Below are 18773 nucleotides of genomic sequence, written 5' to 3' on the forward strand. Positions count from 1 at the left end.
AAGGTTTTCTAGCAATGAGGGCAAAATGATTCTGCTAATTCGTTAAAAGTTTGTGTAGTTGAGCGTTGAACGAGGGCTGTTCGGTTGCCAAAGTACTGAAAAATTCATCGTCGAAAGCCTCGACCTTAGCGACAGCTTGTGCGATGAGTTCGGCACCTTGAGCGGTGATAGTAACTACTTTGGCGCGGGTGTCGGTCTTGTGTTCTTCCCTTGTAATGAGGTCTTTGCTCTGCAAAGTGCGCACCACTTGCGAGGTAGTCATTGGGTCTATCTTGGTGAAATTTGCCAAAGATACCTGCGTGATTTCCTTTCCTTGTTGGGCGAACCACTGGGCGCTCGCCAAGAGTACAAACTGGGGATGTGTGAGGTCGAAAGGTTGCAATACTTTTTTGATTCCGCGTTGCCATAACATACTTACCTGCCAAAGTAAAAGCCCTGAGCTTTCTTCGGCTCTTAAACTAAAAATTGAGGACTGAGAGATCATTGTGTAACATTTTAGAGGCTATAAGTTTAAAATCGTTCTCGGATATTTCCAAAATACCAAAGCGAAAAGGATATCCCCACGCTTTTTTGTTAGGGATAAAGTCCAATAGCTCGATAAGGTCGGCTATGGGCGTTTCTTCGCAGTCTACAAAAGTAATATTTCTCCTAAATGGACAGAAATTTTCACTCATCTGAAAGGCATAGACTTCCTCGTCTTTCACTCTGCCAATAGCCGTGAAGGCTTGGCATTTGTCTTCCTTTCCAAAATAGCGTTTGGAAGAGTAATAGAGAATACCGTCTCCCTCCTGCATACGTTTCAAAGGCTGTGCCTTTCCGTGGCAGGCTTGGGCAAATCCTCCCGCAACGCCCATTTGTACGTGGTCTCTGCTCGCCACGATAATCCAATATTTGATAGGTCTGTTTTTCATTTATAAATGGAATAAAAACCGTGTGACACACTGCCACACGGCGATTTTTATCAATTGCAAAATTAGTTTAATTCTTTGATTTGTGCAACCAATCGAGCGGCGTGATCTTTGGCTCTTTGTTGTAAGGTTGTAAGTGCTTCTTTGGGCATTACCTCTGGAATGTACTTCATTCCATAAGAGATTACAGGCTCTTGGAATAGCAGTTTGCAGTGATTGGCAGTTTGGCGGTGAATGTTGAGAAAATCGGTAAACGGATAGTTCTGTGCGCCACCGTGTTGGTAAGCCTCTTCAGGCGCTCCGGTAGTGAAAGAAAGGATGAGTTTCTTACCCATCAGCTTGTTGTCGCCATAAGCAAAGCCGTGTGAAAATACGTTGTCTAACCATTTTTTCAACAAGGCAGGAAGCGAATACCAATTCACGGGGAATTGCCATACAATTACATCTGCTTTTACAAGTTTAGCTTGTTCGGCAGTTACATCAATTTGATAGTTAGGATAAAGGGCTTGCAAGTTACTTACTTCAGCGTCAGGGAGCAAGCGTTTTACTTCTTCTAAAATAGCCTTATTGGCGTTGGACGTCTCCATAGTAGGATGCCCGTTGATAATTAAAACTTTCATATATAATTTAAATTTACTTCTTTATTCGGGCGCAAAGGTAATATGTTTTTATATAATAAAAAAACTTACTATATGTTATTTTATAAATATTTTTTTAAGGTGTAGGTATTACTATGAGTTAGGGATATAAAAAATCCCCACCGGTAGATTTCTCTATAAGCGGGGAGGGGCTTTGTATTTTATTTTCAATATCTTACTCAGGTGCGCAATAGGTTACGATATCAATACCGATGCCGTTGGGGTCTATAATGGCAAAATGGCGGTCACCCCAAGGCTCTTCGCGAAGCGCTATGGCGATGGGCACACCCTGCTCTTTTAGTTTGTGGTAATAGTCGTCTACGTTCTCTACTTCAATGGTGAGGTATACACCCTGTTGGGTAAAAGGTTTTTGGAAGAGAGGCTGTTGCGAAGGGTGGTTAGGCAACAAAAAACTGATTTCTGCCTCGTGATTGGGGGTGTGCAACAGCAAATAAAAGTCGTTTTCAAAAGTAACGCCAAATTGCAATACTTGGGTGTAGAAAGCCTTGCTCTCGGCTAATTTCTCGGTGATAATACCTGCGTTTAATTTCATTCTGATAATGTATTTGTTATTCGGGGGCAAAAGTACCGCAAGCGCAGGGAATACAATTGTAAAAAACGGACATTCTTCAGCCTAACACCTTGCTTGGGGTATCGCCATAGAATGTTTTAAACGATTTGATAAAGTGGGCTTGGTCGTAATAAGTGTCTAAAAAAGAATGGTTGTGATAGGCTTTTGCACTTAATATATGTTGGAAGCGCACAATATTGCTAAAAGTCTTAGGACTATCGCCTATGTAGTAGTCGAAAAGGCGGCGCAACTGTCGGGTGCTGATGCCGGTATCCAACTCACTGATGTGTATGCTACCTTTGCTTTGCAATATCTGCAAAAGTGCCGAGAAAAAGCGCTTATCCATCTGCAAAGGGCGTTGTGATAGGTGACGGAGAAAATAGTTATCCAAACGTTGTGCAATGGTAGCTAACGAAAAGGGAGTTTCCAACTGCTCGGCTATAAAAGTAGCCAACGCAGGTACTACCTCACGCAAAGGGATTTCTTGTGCGCTGATTTCAAAAGCATCTTGACCAAAAAGTAGCGGAAAGACACTAGGCAGAAAGCGCACTCCGACATAGTGAAAGGCACCCGTTATGGGAAACTCTACGTATGTATTGCAATAGCCCATAAGGGAACTCATCTGCGGGGTGTTGCAGTCAAAAAATAGATCTATACAACCGTCGGCAACTACTCGGTAGCAAAAAGGTGTGTTACGCGGAGGAGATTTCAGTTCCCAATAGCAATAGATAAACGAACGCAAAGCCTCACACGGAAGAAACTCAGTATAAGTAACCTCTTTTTCTTCCGCAGGAATAACCGATTGTATAGGGTGATAATAGGGACGAAGTGATAACACGTTGTTTGCTATTGATGAAGTGCAAAGATAAAAATAATTTGCAAATTAGCAAATTAGCAAATGTGTTAATTATAACAAATCCCCGCGCATATCATCTATGTGCGGGGATTTGTTATTTTACGCTTTTAATCTTTTTAAGCGTGAATACCGTGGAGCTTATTTCTTGATATACAACCAACCTACTTTGCTTTGTTGTTGGTTATGCTCATCGGTGTATTCAATTACATAATAGTAAGTACCTTGTGGAAGTTTGTTAGGAGCTTCTACGGTTACACGTCCGTTAGAAATACCTTTAAATACATTTCGAATGTTGTCGTAATGTTCAGCTTCCCATACTTTCACACCCCAACGGTTGTAAATACGTACCACATTGTTAGGGTAACTTTCAATACCTGCTATGTGGAAGTGGTCGTTCTTGTCACTACTTAACGATATAGCGTTGTAGACAACAATACTTTTTATTACTTCCACGGTTACAGTTGCAGTTGCACAACCACTAGCATTGCAAAGCTCGTATACAAAGGTATCAGTGCCTGCAAAGTCGGTGTGAGGACGGTATTCAATAGATCCATCACTATTTACCGAAACTGAACCATTCGCAGGGTTTGTGGTAACATTAGGTGTAGCACCTTCAGGGGTATCATTGCCTAATACATTGATAGTTACTGGCGTGTTGAGTGGTGTAGTTGTTCTGTCATCAACCGCTACAGGAACTGGAGCTGTAGGTGTAGTTGTCCCCACTACAACAGTAGCTGTGGTGGTAGCACAATTTCCGCTGTTTAGCTTATCACATATTTGATAAACAATAGTGTAAGTACCTGCTGGTGTATTGTTAGGAACAGTTACTTTACCGTCACTATCCAAAGTAGGTGTGTTAGTACCTGGTTGTTTAGGAGTAGCGCCCGTAACTACTGAAATACTTACAGTATTGGTAGTCGCTGTTGCCGTACCAATCTTATCGTTATCAAGTACTGATTTGGTGCTAGTACCAGTAGTGATAGTAAAGGTATCAGGATCAGCGGTGATAGAAGGTGTGCCTACTACAACAGTAGCTGTAGTGGTAGCACAATTTCCGCTGTTTAGCTTATCGCATATTTGATAAATAATAGTGTAAGTACCAGCTGGGGTGTTGTTAGGAACAGTTACTTTACCATCGCTATCCAAAGTAGGTGTGTTAGTACCTGGTTGTTTAGGAGTAGCCCCCGTAACTACTGAAATACTTACGGTATTGGTAGTAGCTGTTGCAGTACCTATCTTATCATTATCGAGTACTGACTTGGTACTAGTACCACTATTGAGAGTAAAGTCATCAGGATCAGCGGTGATAGAAGGTGTGCCTACTACAACAGTAGCTGTAGTGGTAGCACAATTTCCGCTGTTTAGCTTATCACAGATTTGATAAACAATAGTGTAAGTACCAGCTGGGGTGTTGTTAGGAACAGTTACTTTACCATCGCTATCCAAAGTAGGTGTGTTAGTACCTGGTTGTTTAGGAGTAGCGCCCGTAACTACTGAAATACTTACAGTATTGGTAGTCGCTGTTGCCGTACCAATCTTATCGTTATCAAGTACTGATTTGGTGCTAGTACCAGTAGTGATAGTAAAGGTATCAGGATCAGCGGTGATAGAAGGTGTGCCTACTACAACAGTAGCTGTAGTGGTAGCACAATTTCCGCTGTTTAGCTTATCGCATATTTGATAAATAATAGTGTAAGTACCAGCTGGGGTGTTGTTAGGAACAGTTACTTTACCATCGCTATCCAAAGTAGGTGTGTTAGTACCTGGTTGTTTAGGAGTAGCCCCCGTAACTACTGAAATACTTACGGTATTGGTAGTAGCTGTTGCAGTACCTATCTTATCATTATCGAGTACTGACTTGGTACTAGTACCACTATTGAGAGTAAAGTCATCAGGATCAGCGGTGATAGAAGGTGTGCCTACTACAACAGTAGCTGTAGTGGTAGCACAATTTCCGCTGTTTAGCTTGTCGCATATTTGATAAATAATAGTATAAGTACCAGCTGGGGTGTTGTTAGGAACAGTTACTTTACCATCGCTATCCAAAGTAGGTGTGTTAGTACCTGGTTGTTTAGGAGTAGCCCCCGTAACTACTGAAATACTTACGGTATTGGTAGTAGCTGTTGCAGTACCTATCTTATCATTATCGAGTACTGACTTGGTACTAGTACCACTATTGAGAGTAAAGTCATCAGGATCAGCAGTGATTGTAGGGTTACCTACTACAACAGTAGCTGTTGCTGTATCGCAAACTGATATATTTACAACAGTGCTACAAATTCTATATCCAATATGGTAAGTACCCGATTTAGTTCCTGCTGGAACAGTAACAGTACCATTTGCATTAAGTGTAGGCGTTGCAGAACCTGCTACTCCTACTGCTGGGGTAGTTACAGTTAAACTTACAGTACCTATGGTAGCTGTGCGAGTACCTACTTTATCGTTTACTAATACTGTTTGAGTTGAGGTAGTAGTAACTGAACCATCAGTAAAAGTAAAGGAATCATCTTCTGTTTTTATATTTAGCAAAGTGATAGTGCGAGTTTGGGTAGCAGTCTTGCCTAAAGCATCTTTTCCTACAAAGGTTACAGTTACAATACCACTGTTATTGCAAAGGTCGGTAGGTTTTACAGTGTCGTAATTATGAGTAACACTTGCTGCGTTTCCACAGGTATCGGCAGCAGAAGCAGAGTTGAGCCACTGAGTGATACTTGCAGTAGCATTTTGGCAATTTACCACTAAAGGAGCTGGTGTTGTTAAGTTTATTTCTTGAGGGTTAACTTGTACTGTTACTGTTTGAACAGCTTCACAACCGTTATAACGTTTCAACGTAAGTTTATAAGTAACTACAAGAGGAGAGGTGATGTTAGCCCCATTGTATAAGAAAGTAGGAGTTGCTAAATTATTTGCTGATAAATATCCTAAGGCATCAACTGGACTTACAGCACTCCAAGTATAACCGGTGTAGGTAGCAGCTGCTACTGGATAAGCAAGTGTTATACTGCTAGTTGCACAAGTAGTAAATGATTGAGTAAGTCCTTCGATAGTAGTAGGAGCAGGTAAAGCACTCACTACATCCCCACAAAGACATACATTATCTTCATTTTTAAGCACTAAAAGCAATCTACATACTTTATCAGCATCTACTAAGTGGCTGAAACTTCTTTCGGCTGAAGTAGCACCGTTGGCTAAAGTTTCTGTACTAGTGTAAGTAGTGAGCTTAGTATCACTAGCGTCTACTTCTTCATTGTTGTTAGCATCATAGTACAAGCTCGTTACTACAGGGCGTGCAGTAAGGGTAGCTGATGTTGTAGCTCCATTAGTAAGTTTGTATTTTACAGTAATTTTCTCTTTGTTGTTTTCAGCCTTAGAGCTTACAGTCACATTGCTAAATGACAACGATGGACGATCATTTTTTATCACCACAATACGACGAAGTGAAGAGTTCACAGTAAAAGCATTACATTTTCCTCCTTGTGCTGTTGAACAAGTAACCCCTGTAACCGTATCTGTAGTAAAGGCAGTAAGTTCTTTAGGGGTAGCACAATCTACAGTTTCATTAGCTTTTTGTCTAATAGTAACATCATATTCAAAAGAATGAGCGTTTTTCATTCCTTTAGGAACAGTTACTACTATTTCTTCTTCATTACCCACATTCTTGTCTTCTCCCGTTTTGCGAGTAGGGTCAGCCCAAGAAGTTCCAGGAGTACGTGACTTCATTGCCCCTGAAACAAACTCATACCCCTGAGGTATACGGAAACGCAAGCGGGCATTGTTGCCAATTTCAAAAGTAGGACTACCAGCGTTTATAGTTACGCGTGTGCGGTAGGTAACCCCTGTGTCGCAGGCAGAACCATTGCCACTCACATAAGTTGGGTTGTCAAGGGTTATGCTGTAATCACTGATGTTTACTCCATTAATACCCGCTATAATAGCGCGTGTTTTATCGCCTGTCGCAGGTTTACCGCAGAGATTATTACCTTCAATATCTATATCGAATGAAGAACCTGCAGTAAAATCACAATCAGGAGTTACTTTAAAAGTAAGTTTGAATTTACGATTTTCAGCGTTTGTAGGTTCTGATATTGAACCAGGGAGGCTACCTCCTGGTAAGATAGTACTGATATCAAAAGTGTGCTTGAAACCAGTAGTGGTATGCTCAATACGTTTTGTTCCGCTATTTACATAGTATTTTCTACCACTATTGAGAGGGTATTCCACCTCTATATCACTGAAAGTAATACCCGAACCTTGAGTAACTACCAACTTTGCGTCGTAAATATCTCCCTCATCAGCACTGTTGATAATATAACTGTAAGGGGTAGCTGTACACATTGCAATAGATCCCACTTTATCAGGATTGTTTTGACCAGGGTTATTGGCATCGGGAGCTATTTCTTTTTTACTTTTAGCTACTGTAATGTTGTAGGTAAGGCTCTTGTCGCTACAAGTGCTTTGGTAACCTGCTGTAGGGTTGCTGTTACAGTTCCAACCTGCATACACTTTTAGTAGGTGTAAAGGAGCGTCACAATTAGTAATTTTATAAGTTACACGGAAATAACGATTTTCATTCTTTACAATCGTACCATTATTTCCTTTATCACTTAAAAAGAACATTTGTTCACCCGAAATGCTACTTTGGGCTGTATAGGTATATACGTGTGCCTTAACACTATTAATCTCAGTCAGCGAAAGCACCTCTAACCCTGATACATTCGGAATAGACACCCAAGAATAAGGTGCATCTGAAAACGAATTGTTAGATAACTTAAATTCTAATGTTTGCTCTCTTTTGTTAGCTTTTACAGATAGAGCTGTTTGTGCAGTAATATCTATACTTGGCACATCTCTAAATAACAAAGGTGTTTGGTGTTCTGGAATCTCTCCTGTGGTAATTTTTTTACCTCCTTGCGCTGCATAATGGTAATAGAAATCTTCATATTCTAATTTTGATTTTACTAACATATTTGCAGCCTTAGCACTTGCTAAGTCGTTTACAACTTTGGTTTTACAAGTAGCCTGCATAAATAATTTAAAATGGCTATCATACAAGTTGTCTACCGAAATTTCACCTGGAGGCAAGTGTCCTGTTTGTCCTTTTGGTGGATTGGTATAACTATACACTTTGTAAGTGCCATTATCGCTCTCTAATACAAGTTTAGAAATAGGTATTTCTATTCTTACTTCATTAGGATACTTAGATCTATACATATAGACAATCTTATCTACATAATTTACAGAACTAGGTATAGTGAAAGTTGCTTTCTTCACAAGGCGAGCAGGACGAAACTCATCGGTAAAGTAAGTACCTGATGAATTGAACCTACGCGCTGAGTGTACTTGCCAACTACCTATGTCTACAATAGTACAACCAGATAACTTATAATCATTAGTAGCAACAGCTTCATATAATTCTGAGAAATAGAAGGTAGCATATAAATTAGCTCCACAGTGTAACTGTTTAGTATGATAACCTTGTGCATTGATAGCTGTATCGGTAGCTGGATTTTCTAAACGATAGAAAAAGCTCTCTCCTCCTGATTCAACATCTTTAGAACCAGAATAGCTATCAGTTGCATTAGTAAGCTGATAAGTAGCTATAGCAGTAAAGGTGCCTTCGGCAGGGATACCCCCTGAAGGCAAGGCAGTAGTAAGATTCCAACGGAAATAGTCTCTATTACCTACAGTAGTTTTAGCAACTACAGAAGCACTTGCTTGTAAAGTAACTGAATGTGTACCTGTGTTGAAAATAATGAATTTAGGTGTTACTCCTGCTTTTTTAGCAAACGAAGCATAGTAATACAAGTTAGTTGTAGTAACATTTAGCTGTTTACCAGTAGAAGTTACCTCAATATCATCTAAGTACAAAGCGCGTTGGCGTTGCAATTCCGATACTTGAGAACGTTGTGCACGAGTAGTCATAGTGTGATCAGTCCACCCATAAGAGTTGTCGGCACGTTCTACTTTAGTGCTTAACATTTGAGGACCATTCACACCACAAGGTGATGGACAAACTGTAATAATCGACTTATTTGTTATACAAACAAGAGGAATTTCGGCATAAACATTAGTTGCATCGTTTTTATCTAAATACCAAACAGAATAATCTAAGTTTACATTAGCACCAGAACAATTTTCTAATACTACATCAAAAGTGATATAACCATATTTATCATCAGGAGTAGTATAGTTGAAAGTAGTTCCTGCAGCTGCATCATTTAAATTAACTGGGGGCTTAGTGGAAGTTCCATAAGCATTAGCTTCATAGAATTTCACATTCTTTAGAGCTACCCCAGCAGGAAGTTTTATCTGATATTTGTATTTTTTATCACTGTTCTTGCTGCTTTCTTGTCCTTTTTGACGTTGGTTTGCATAAAATCCTGATGTGTTGAAAGTTGCCATAAGATAACCTGATGTAGGAACATTAGGTAACAACTGATTAGGGAATTTTGAACTATCACCTACACTGCTCAATAAACGTGTGAAAGTATACGAGTTTATAAAAGCATCTTTACGAGGAGCCGCAGTGCCACATACACTATTAGCATAGATATAAGTAGCGGGAGAAATATTCAAACCATTAACAGAATTACTCATCAAACAGCTTATACCTTCATTTTTCACATAATCAAAAAGCAAAGTAAAGGCAGCGTCTTTCTTAAGTTCTCCTCTAAAACCATCACCATCGGCATCGGTAAAACCAAAATCCTTACTGCCATAGGTAGCATCAGTAGCACTCAAAGCAGGAATTTTGCTAAAATCTATTACAAGTTTCCCGTTTGCTCCATTTGGACTGCTAAGAGCGACTTGTGGAATAGTAAGTTCAGTGCCATCAGTAGCTACTAATTTAATGTTAGCAGGTTTATGGGTAATAAATTTTTGTCCATTCCAACGTTCAGCCAAATCAAGAACTACATTATATGCAGTAGGGTTGGCTCCAGAACCATTATTTTTGTATTTTAGAGTGAAACTACCTAAAGTATTTCCTGTAAGCCCTTCTTTCCAAGTGAAATAAGTGCTATTTTTGTCTGTTTGCAAATCTATGGCAGGAGTTCCTGTGTCGATATTTAAAGTTTTCTTAGCAGGAGCACTCTTTTCAAAAATATCAGTATGACTTATACCCCAATAGGTATCATACTGAATTTCACGGTTAGCATCACATTTGCTCACTGTATAGCTCTCACGTATTTTAACATCTTTGTCGTTAGACAGATTAGCAGCAGGTATTTTATATAGAGGTTTGCCTGCATTAGGGTAACCTGCAGGTACTGTACCTACAGGAGTAAGACGCTGATAAGTACCTCCTTTATCATATTCTACCCAATTGCCAGTAACATTGGTGGGGTAGATGATAGAAAAATATATATCACGAACAGTACCATATCCCGTATTGCGAATTGCAAAAGGTTTGGTATGTGTACCAATAGAATTTTCTTGTTTTTCTTCAGGTTGTTGCACTGTAAGCGTAGGGCGTAACAACTGATAAGCTGTTTCATTCTGCTTAGCAGGAGAACTCTTCCCCTCTACTTTTAAAACCGCACTATCATAAAAACCTTTACCAAAATCAGAGTTAGATAAAACAGCCTTAGTAACCTTGCGTTTAAGGCTTACGGTTACAGCAGTTCCACCAGTAGCACTAATTGTGAAAACTGGTTTGTTAGGATCGGTAGAGCCACTTTTGAGGGCGACAGTCGCTCCTGTAGCAACTACAGAGCTAGCTACGTACTCAATTCCCTTAGGAAGAGTGACCTCTAATTCGGCACTATTCTTCCCAGCAGGCATATTGAACGTAATAGTGAGTGCACCTGCAGAAAAGTCGGTAGTATTTGCAAAATGTACCGGATTTTCAGCTATGACACCATTAATTGTTTGTGCAGAGGTATTGGTTATCCATAGCAACAAAACAAAACTAAACAACCTAATGAGTTGATTTTTTAGTGATTGCATTTATTCAATTTTTAGTTAAATCTATAAAAAGCCATTGTTGTTGGCTATAAAAAATTTTTGGGCGCGAAAGTACTGTTAAAAAATGATATAGCAAAATATATTAAGAGAATTTAACAGTTAGTAGACTTATAGCATTCTAAGTGTAGAGAAATATTGTTTAGCCAGGGTTCATAGTTTAGCCCATTTATAAATACAAAAAAATCCCACCTTATTACAAGCGGGGAAGAATGAAAGAGATGATGTAACACACCTATTAAAAGATTTTATTATTCTTTCAATTGTGCCAAAAACTCTTCTTGATACGCCCTGCCTATAGGAATTTCTGTCTCACCTATATACACAAACTGGTGGGTGTAGGAAGTAACGTGTTGTATATTCACTACATAACTCTTATTGACGCGTACAAATACCGACTCAGGGAGCTGTCTATGTATGTTTTTGAGATTAATCCACGTGATGTAGCGGTCGGTGAAGGTGTGGATAATCACGTAATCTTTCAATGCTTCTATATATAGGATGTCGTTATGAGGAATACGATAATTGCGCCTATTGGCACGGATGCTAATGCATTGTGTATCGATGGCTTCAAAATCGGTTTTCTGTTGAGTGAGCAATTGGTGGTAACTTTCGGCTTTGGCAATAGCTTTTTTAAAGCGTTCGAGAGTGATGGGTTTCACTAAATAGTCGAGAGCATCAACTTCATAGCTGTCTAAGGCATATTGGCTGTAGGCGGTAGTAAATATCACTAAAGTTTGTTCGGGTAAAGTTCTAGCGAACACCAAGCCGTTTACCCCAGGCATCTCTATATCCAAAAAGAGCAGGTGTACTTCGTTCTTTTTCAGAAAGTCGGCAACACCTACCGAATTTTTGAAAGTGCCTACTACCTTCAAGTTGCTGTATTGCCTTACAAGGCGCTCCATACCGATACGGGCTAAGGGTTCATCGTCTATTATCAAACAATTCATAGTTGTAGCGCTAAGGTTACTATATATTCTTGTGGTAAACGTTCTTGTGGCAAGCTAAAACGCTCGCCATAGAGCAGTTCTAACCGCCGGCGGAGGTTATTTAATCCTATACCGCTGAATTTTTGTTGAGGATTAGGTTGCAAAGGTACGGAATTGCGTACAAAAAAGTGTAACCATCCCTCTTTTTGTTCGCATTTCATATAGATGTAGGTAGGAGCAAGGGCATCAATACTGTGTTTTACAGCGTTTTCGGCTAAGATAAGCAATATGTTAGGAGGCAGTTGTATGCCTTGTATATTCTTTTCGTTGTAAGTAATCTCATAAGTAAAATCATCGCGACGCATTGCTTCCAAAGAGAGAAAATCGGTGAGAAAACGCAATTCCGAAGAGAGGAAAACTCGCTCTTCGTGCGATTGGTAGAGCAAATGTCGCAAGAAATCGGAGAGTTTTGTAATAGTATAAGAGGCTTTTTCGGGGTCGATATACAACAATGTGTTGATACTATTGAGCATATTGAACAAAAAGTGTGGTTGTATCTGGCTACGGAGGGCTTGTAGCTCACTTTTGGCAGCTTGTTGCTCTAATTCTTGCATCTTTTCGGTGCTTTTTATCCACAATTGGAATATTTTTATGAGTGTGGATAGCATTATAAAGGGCAACAAACTCAATAATGAAAAGATAAATAGGGTAGGAATGGGCAGTGCCATTGCCTTTTTTAGGTCTTCACTGATAATATACTCTCTCCATATAACGGCATTTAGGTAGTAGGTAATCACTTGACAGATGAAAAGTATCCCTATAAGGCTAAAGGTGTAAGTAACAAGCTTTCCCCTAAACAAAAAACGCGGAATAAGCACATAGATATTTAGGTAAAAAGCTACTGTGATAATCATACATCTTTCTATCCAATCCAAGTGGTCAACAAAGCCTTTGTACGCTCCCCATTCTTTAGTAATTAGGAAAAACAACAACAATGATACACAAGCAGTTATATGCCGATAGATGCAATATCTATCGGCAATAAGAAACTGCAAGAAGAGATTGTTTTTTAGAAATATATAGGGATTTTCGTCCATAGTTTCTATTTGGTAAAGTCATACCTTTTTAGATTTTTGAATTCTGTTATTAGTTTCCTCCAATTGTAATCCCCGCCGAAAGGTAAAAAGCAGGATTGAACTGACTGGAGCGAGAACTGCCGTCTTCATTTTTAGCTTCAGAGGCAAACATAGCACTGAGTTTGCGCTCTCTATAACGCCCTGAACGTATAAAACTTCCTCCTACAGTAAGTGGAATACTCACGTGTTTACCTATCTTGAACTCAGGTTGCAATCCTACAACAAAAGTCTGCTGACTGAATATTTCTTTTTCTCCATTGCGCCTGAGGTAAGCGGAATATCCTCCCATATTAGCTATTAATTTAAAGTCGAGGTTTTCGCGGTAGTTATACCCTAAGGCAACTTTTATCCCATCTATACTCCCTACTTCAATAGTAAATTTATCGCTAAAAGCACCATTGTATTTAAAATAAAATGCAGGAAACACCATAGGATAACCAAAACTATTGTTCAGCGCTACGCCACCTCCTATTTCGAGGTTGCGGTGCCAATGCCATACGAATACCAAAGCCCCATTAGCCAAAACATTTTCGCCTATATGAATAGACGAAAGACGATTTTCGGGGGTATAGCTTCCTGCACCGAGCGCTATAAGCATAGACCAACGTGTTTTTAAAGGGCGGAGATGAATAGCGCTCACGCCGAGGTTCATCACCTCTGAAGGTAGTTCTTTGCCAATAGGGAAGTCGTGGTTGTTCATCTTTACAAAAGTGCCGTTAAGCCCTACACCCCATACGGTAGGTCGCTGGTAAGGGTCGTCTTCCTCAGGGGCTTGCATAGAGAGGGGAACCATTGCTCCTACCGAGTAAATCATAGCCGAGCCATCGCCTATATTGCTGTCGCTTACTGCATCGTAGAACTCGGAATTGCTTATATACTCTGCTTTTACACTGATTTGCGCTGAAACACTTGCTACAAAGAGCAGAGCTATAAAAGTTATCGTCTCTTTCACTATAATAAAGATTTAAGTATTACAGTGGCAAAAGTACAGAAAAACGGATTGTTAGAAGAAAAAGAGTTGTTTTTCTATACCAAAAGCGGGAATTACTATACTAATCATACACTTTGTCAAAGCCTAAGGGCTTTGACAAAGTGTATGATTGTTGCTGTGCCTATTATATCTCAAAAATTTTATCTAAAGCAAAGGTAAAAGTTCCTTTAGGGGAGTTGTGTATAGCCGACAATATTTTTTCGGCTAATATTTGGGTAGGCATAGGGCGGTAACGTTTTAAAATGCCTAATTTGTTTAAAAAATTAAAGGCTTTTACTGTGAAGTTTTCGCCACTTCTGTCGCTATTAGAACGGATGAGTATAGAGGGTTGAAAGATAAGCAAGCGCGGAAAGTTAAGTTTTTTAACTGCCTCTTCTAAAGCCCCTTTCATACGGTTGTAGAACAATTTAGACTGCGCTGTAGCTCCTGCTGCCGAAACGAGTACAAAAGTAGGTACTCCATTGGCTTTACACTGCTGGGCAAAGGCGTACTGATAATCGTAATCCACGCGCCATTGTGCCTCCTTGCTACCTGCCACGGCTAAGGTAGTTCCCAAGCAAGAAAAAGCCACATCGCCGTGCAGCAAATCTGACCACGCCTCAGGGGTATCAAAATCAACCACGTGAGCGTGTAGCTTGGGGTGACTGATACTCATAGGCTTACGCACAAAACTATGTATTTCGCTATAAGTGTCGTCGGCTAAAAGTTGTGTTACTAAATCTTTTCCGGTAGCGCCTGTAGCGCCGATGATAAGGGCTTTCATTTTTAGGTAAGGGATAAGAGTTAAGAGGTGATTTGTTGTGCTGTATAGGGTGCAAAGATACAAAAAAATACTCATCGGTTATGAATGAAAAGTATTTTTTACTATTTTTGTCGCCTCATAATTAATGAACTATGGTGCAATACTTCCCTTACTTATTACTTTTGATGGTGGCTATTATGCTGCTTATAATGCTGGCTAACCGACTTAAAGTGGCATATCCTATTCTTTTGGTGTTAGGAGGATTGGCAATTAGCTTTATTCCCAATGTCCCAACCATTACACTGAATCCTGATTTGGTGCTCATCATCTTCCTGCCTCCACTCTTATATGCTGATGTTTTTTCGCTATCACTGAAAGAGATGTGGAAGTGGCGCCGCATTATCTTTAGCTTTGCCTTTATTGTAGTTTTTATTACGGCTGCTGCGGTGGCGTGGGTAGCCAATATGGTATTCCCTGGGTTTTCATTGGCGTTAGGTTTCCTTTTGGGGGGCGTGATAGGCTCTACCGATGCCGTGAGTGCTTCCTCGATAATGAAGTTTGTAAAGGTACCCAAACGCATTTCAACCATCATAGAGAGTGAAAGTTTGCTCAACGATGCTTCATCCCTGATTGTATTTAGGTTTGCCGCTTTGGTAGTTACTACCGGTCAGCTGGTGTGGACGGATATGGCTTTGAATTTCCTTTGGGTAGTTATTGGGGGAACGCTTATAGGCTTGGCAGTAGCGTGGGTGATGCGCAAGCTACACAGATTCCTCCCTACCGATGCTAATATGGATATTATCCTTACCCTTATTGCTCCTTATATAATGTATATTGTAGCTAACGAGGTAGGGGCGTCCGGAGTGTTGGCAGTAGTGGCTGGGGGTATGTATATGTCGTTCCACCTTACTAGTATTCTTGCTGCCTCCACACGCAACAAAGGGGTGGCGGTATGGGATATTTTAGGTTTTGTGCTCAACGGACTTGCCTTTATGCTGATAGGACTTGCTTTGCCTGAAGTGCTGATAGGTATAGAAGCCGAAGGTATGAGTCTTGCCACTGCTACCAACTACGGACTGCTCATCACAGGGGTAGTAGTAGGGGTACGACTGCTATCATCTTATGGAGCTATACTCATTACTCAAGTAATGAAACACTTCATAACAGTAGCCGACAGGCGGAACCCTGGCTTTCGGGTACCTTTGGTACTAGGGTGGGCAGGAATGCGCGGGGTGCTTTCACTTGCCGTAGCACTTTCTATCCCTCTTACCTTAGAGAATGGCGAGCCTTTTCCGCATCGCAACCTCATTCTCTACATTACTTTTATAGTGATATTGGTAACTCTACTCGTGCAAGGGCTTAGCTTGCCAGCACTTATCCGTTGGGCTAAATTCCCTGATTATGAAGACCATATTCCTGAAGCTGAAGCTGAGAGCCTTATTAGGAAATCATTAGCACAAGCGGCTTTGGATTATATGCAAGAGCATTACAAAGAAGGAATTACTGATAGTTTTTTGTTACAGAATCAAAAAGATATATGGCAATACCAACTCGATTTGCCTAAGAGCAATACTACCCCCGAAGTGCGAAAGAAATACATCGCTATTTTGCATCATCAGCGGGAAATATTGCACCAACTGAATAAGAATCCACGTATTGATGAAGAACAAATACGCAATTTCCACCGACAGTTGAATTTAGAAGAAGAAAAATGGGAGATGAATTAGTTAATTTGCCGATTTGCGAATTTGTCTTGCAGGCGCGAGCGTGTCGCTCGTACCCTCAGAACATATTGTTTTATATTAATCAGTTTCTTTTTCGTATTTGCCTCCGTGAAAGTATTCGTAAGCACTCACTTCCAATTCCCCGCAATCAGAAATAAGGCACCCTTCTTCATCGTATATACTATAAACTTGCTGTATGTTGCCTATGGGGCATTCACCGTCTAAGCCTAATAGCACGCTGTAAAACACATCGTTCAACAATAGGTCAATCACTGCTTCTAATTGTTCTTTTTGAGTACTGCTCAGTGCCATTTCTTTTATTTTGGTATTTACAGCTGAAGGATAGTCTGGTTGTACCTGAAAGCACGACTTTAAAAACTCTAGCTTTTCAATATAAAAATTCTTTGCAAATTCGTCTGAGGTCATAATGTTAATTTGTTGATTAGCTGATATGTCTATTTGTTCGGTTTCTCCAAAAATATATTTAGCAAAGTGTTGTTATAAAGTCATAAAAATTGATTAATAGAATTAAATGACGCAAAGATGCCAAAATTGTGTGTGATGTTATTATTATACCATATAGAAATTGTCTTTTACTCTTAGCTGTTGGTAGTCTTATTCCTCACTTTACGGAAGAAGAATTGGTTACCGACTTTTCCCGAAAGCCCTTTTGTTAGGCAGTTGTTTTTTGTTTTCGCCATAGTTTACTTAGAGTTTAGAGGTTAAGTTTTAGAATTTAGATTAGTGATACAAAGGTAAGGATAAATTTTCAACTAACCATTAACAAATAATTGTTTGATATAGTGATTGTATTCCAGTGGTATTCGCTATAACTTCGCTTAGTGTTCTGGGTAGAGCCACTGTAGAGCCACTGGTAGAGCCATTGTAGAGCCACTGTAGAGCCACTGTAGAGCCACTGTAGAGCCACTGTAGAGCCACTGTAGAGCCACTGTAGAGCCACTGTAGACCCACTGTAGACCCACTGAAGATTCAATGTAGCTTCGGTATAGGTAGTAATAAAAAGGCACAAGCGTTTTGCTCGCGCCAGCTGTGGGAGAAAATCTTTGCTAATTGAATAGCTTCTGAATATTCTTATACGAATCCTTCACCAACTCGCGTACCTCTGCCTCGTCTTTCCAACACGCTTTTTCTATATCTTCTTCAGTTTGAGGTACCAATTTCTTCTTAAAGGTAGTAGTCATATCATACCAATAGGTCTCTTTCAAAAAATATTGTCCATCGCGTTTGAATATGTGATAAGTAATCATTCGGAAGCGTTGAATAAGCAGTTTTTTAACACCTGTTTCTTCCTCTACCTCACGCAAAGCACAAGTAGCGATATTTTCGCCCTTTTCTTTCTTCCCTTTGGGCAAATCCCACTTGCCGTGACGCTTAATCATCAGCACTTTTCCTTCCTGATTATACACAATGCCACCCCCTGCTTTTATGGTAGGAATAAGTTGCTTAAATTTCTTCATAAGTTTCTCTTCCTTAGGGTGATATAAGTAGATTTTTTCTACCTCTTTTCGCTTGAGTTCCTCCAAGATAACATCAAGAGTAATGTCTTTTATTGAAAAACATTTGACGTTCTCAATATTTTCTCGTACATTTGTCAAAATAATCGACTTTTCGTCTAAAAATATTTCATACATAACCTATGATTTTAGATAGTATTACGGCACAAAATACCGCTGAATTTTTATTGCAAATTAACGCAATTAAATTGAATTCTGAAAATTATTTTACTTGGGCGAGCGGTTGGAAGTCACCAATTTATTGCGATAACCGTATAATCCTCTCATTTCCAGAGGTTCGTTCGTACTTTGCAAGCGTATTGGCAAGAGGCGTAAAAGAGAAATTTCCCGAAGTACAAGTTATTGCAGGAGTAGCTACGGGAGCTATTGGTATTGGTATGTTGGTAGCTAATGCACTCGAATTGCCTTTCGTGTATGTGCGTCCTGAACCTAAAAAACACGGCAGACAAAACCAAATTGAAGGTTTTTTGCGCCCTGAACAAAAGGTAGTAGTGGTAGAAGACCTGATAAGTACCGGAATGAGTAGCCTTAATGCGGTAAAAGCCCTACGCGATAGTGGTGCTGAGGTGTTGGGAATGGTAGCCCTTTTCTCTTACAATTTTGATGTAGCCAATGAGCGTTTTACCGAGGAAAAGGTACCGCTTTACACTGCTGGCGATTACGACAGTCTATTAGAAAAAGCCTTACTTTTTGGTCGTATCAAAAAAGAAGATTTAGAGATGCTCCAGCAATGGCGCAAAAGTCCGGATACTTGGAAACAGTAAAATATTCATAGTAATTT

General features: G+C 39.9%; 14 protein-coding genes. 2 read left to right on the forward strand and 12 right to left on the reverse strand.

All coding sequences use genetic code 11. The features are described from left to right. Window positions 1–34 precede the first annotated feature (34 nt). The 10 genes from COCH_RS08265 to COCH_RS08310 form a co-directional block, all read right to left on the reverse strand. A complete protein-coding gene (locus COCH_RS08265; RefSeq protein ID WP_015782713.1) occupies window positions 35–484 on the reverse strand; it encodes a MarR family winged helix-turn-helix transcriptional regulator in 450 nt (149 codons plus the stop codon). Further along, window positions 459–911, reverse strand: coding sequence for an EVE domain-containing protein (locus tag COCH_RS08270; protein WP_015782714.1), 453 nt, complete (start codon window positions 909–911; stop codon window positions 459–461). Before COCH_RS08270 ends, COCH_RS08265 begins: the two co-directional genes overlap by 26 nt. A 62-nt stretch (window positions 912–973) precedes the next feature. Further along, on the reverse strand, window positions 974–1528 hold the full coding sequence (locus COCH_RS08275) for an NAD(P)H-dependent oxidoreductase (RefSeq protein WP_015782715.1): 555 nt from the start codon (window positions 1526–1528) through the stop codon (window positions 974–976). Between the two features lie 193 nt (window positions 1529–1721). Then, on the reverse strand, window positions 1722–2099 hold the full coding sequence (locus tag COCH_RS08280; protein ID WP_015782716.1) for a VOC family protein: 378 nt from the start codon (window positions 2097–2099) through the stop codon (window positions 1722–1724). 76 nt (window positions 2100–2175) lie between these two features. Then, window positions 2176–2955 carry a helix-turn-helix domain-containing protein gene (locus COCH_RS08285; RefSeq protein ID WP_015782717.1) on the reverse strand — a complete coding sequence of 260 codons (780 nt, stop codon included), beginning with the start codon at window positions 2953–2955 and terminating at the stop codon, window positions 2176–2178. A gap of 156 nt (window positions 2956–3111) precedes the next feature. Continuing rightward, entirely contained in the window at window positions 3112–10920 is a 7809-nt protein-coding gene (locus COCH_RS08290; protein ID WP_015782718.1) for a T9SS type B sorting domain-containing protein, read from the reverse strand. A gap of 266 nt (window positions 10921–11186) precedes the next feature. Beyond that, window positions 11187–11885: a LytR/AlgR family response regulator transcription factor gene (locus tag COCH_RS08295; RefSeq protein WP_015782719.1), complete on the reverse strand. Its 699-nt coding sequence runs from the start codon at window positions 11883–11885 to the stop codon at window positions 11187–11189. After that, window positions 11882–12961 (reverse strand): sensor histidine kinase, encoded by a 1080-nt coding sequence (locus COCH_RS08300; RefSeq protein ID WP_015782720.1) that lies wholly within the window; start codon window positions 12959–12961, stop codon window positions 11882–11884. Before COCH_RS08300 ends, COCH_RS08295 begins: the two co-directional genes overlap by 4 nt. Window positions 12962–13010: 49 nt before the next feature. Continuing rightward, complete coding sequence (locus tag COCH_RS08305) at window positions 13011–13952, reverse strand: DUF6268 family outer membrane beta-barrel protein (RefSeq protein WP_015782721.1); 942 nt, start codon at window positions 13950–13952, stop codon at window positions 13011–13013. Window positions 13953–14115: 163 nt separating this feature from the next. Then, window positions 14116–14754 (reverse strand): NAD(P)H-binding protein, encoded by a 639-nt coding sequence (locus COCH_RS08310; protein ID WP_015782722.1) that lies wholly within the window; start codon window positions 14752–14754, stop codon window positions 14116–14118. Window positions 14755–14885: 131 nt separating this feature from the next. On the opposite strand from COCH_RS08310, the gene COCH_RS08315 reads away from it, so the two are divergent. Further along, window positions 14886–16460 carry a Na+/H+ antiporter gene (locus tag COCH_RS08315; RefSeq protein ID WP_009418310.1) on the forward strand — a complete coding sequence of 525 codons (1575 nt, stop codon included), beginning with the start codon at window positions 14886–14888 and terminating at the stop codon, window positions 16458–16460. 75 nt (window positions 16461–16535) lie between these two features. Here COCH_RS08315 and COCH_RS08320 read toward each other — a convergent pair whose 3' ends face one another. Together COCH_RS08320 and COCH_RS08325 are read right to left on the reverse strand one after the other, a co-directional pair. Next, on the reverse strand, window positions 16536–16883 hold the full coding sequence (locus COCH_RS08320) for a hypothetical protein (RefSeq protein ID WP_015782723.1): 348 nt from the start codon (window positions 16881–16883) through the stop codon (window positions 16536–16538). A gap of 641 nt (window positions 16884–17524) precedes the next feature. Beyond that, window positions 17525–18109: an NUDIX hydrolase gene (locus COCH_RS08325; protein ID WP_009418379.1), complete on the reverse strand. Its 585-nt coding sequence runs from the start codon at window positions 18107–18109 to the stop codon at window positions 17525–17527. Window positions 18110–18114: 5 nt separating this feature from the next. On the opposite strand from COCH_RS08325, the gene pyrE reads away from it, so the two are divergent. Then, on the forward strand, window positions 18115–18756 hold the full coding sequence (gene pyrE / locus COCH_RS08330) for an orotate phosphoribosyltransferase (RefSeq protein ID WP_015782724.1): 642 nt from the start codon (window positions 18115–18117) through the stop codon (window positions 18754–18756). Window positions 18757–18773 lie beyond the last annotated feature (17 nt).

This window comes from Capnocytophaga ochracea DSM 7271 (assembly GCF_000023285.1).
Taxonomy (GTDB): domain Bacteria; phylum Bacteroidota; class Bacteroidia; order Flavobacteriales; family Flavobacteriaceae; genus Capnocytophaga; species Capnocytophaga ochracea.

What these genes read in the sequence shown, in the direction of transcription:
- COCH_RS08265 (WP_015782713.1), bottom strand. Translation starts at nt 484, where the DNA reads ATGATCTCTCAGTCCTCAATTTTTAGTTTAAGAGCCGAAGAAAGCTCA.
- COCH_RS08270 (WP_015782714.1), bottom strand. Translation starts at nt 911, where the DNA reads ATGAAAAACAGACCTATCAAATATTGGATTATCGTGGCGAGCAGAGAC.
- COCH_RS08275 (WP_015782715.1), bottom strand. Translation starts at nt 1,528, where the DNA reads ATGAAAGTTTTAATTATCAACGGGCATCCTACTATGGAGACGTCCAAC.
- COCH_RS08280 (WP_015782716.1), bottom strand. Translation starts at nt 2,099, where the DNA reads ATGAAATTAAACGCAGGTATTATCACCGAGAAATTAGCCGAGAGCAAG.
- COCH_RS08290 (WP_015782718.1), bottom strand. Translation starts at nt 10,920, where the DNA reads ATGCAATCACTAAAAAATCAACTCATTAGGTTGTTTAGTTTTGTTTTG.
- COCH_RS08295 (WP_015782719.1), bottom strand. Translation starts at nt 11,885, where the DNA reads ATGAATTGTTTGATAATAGACGATGAACCCTTAGCCCGTATCGGTATG.
- COCH_RS08300 (WP_015782720.1), bottom strand. Translation starts at nt 12,961, where the DNA reads ATGGACGAAAATCCCTATATATTTCTAAAAAACAATCTCTTCTTGCAG.
- COCH_RS08310 (WP_015782722.1), bottom strand. Translation starts at nt 14,754, where the DNA reads ATGAAAGCCCTTATCATCGGCGCTACAGGCGCTACCGGAAAAGATTTA.
- COCH_RS08315 (WP_009418310.1), top strand. Translation starts at nt 14,886, where the DNA reads ATGGTGCAATACTTCCCTTACTTATTACTTTTGATGGTGGCTATTATG.
- COCH_RS08320 (WP_015782723.1), bottom strand. Translation starts at nt 16,883, where the DNA reads ATGACCTCAGACGAATTTGCAAAGAATTTTTATATTGAAAAGCTAGAG.
- COCH_RS08325 (WP_009418379.1), bottom strand. Translation starts at nt 18,109, where the DNA reads ATGTATGAAATATTTTTAGACGAAAAGTCGATTATTTTGACAAATGTA.
- pyrE (WP_015782724.1), top strand. Translation starts at nt 18,115, where the DNA reads ATGATTTTAGATAGTATTACGGCACAAAATACCGCTGAATTTTTATTG.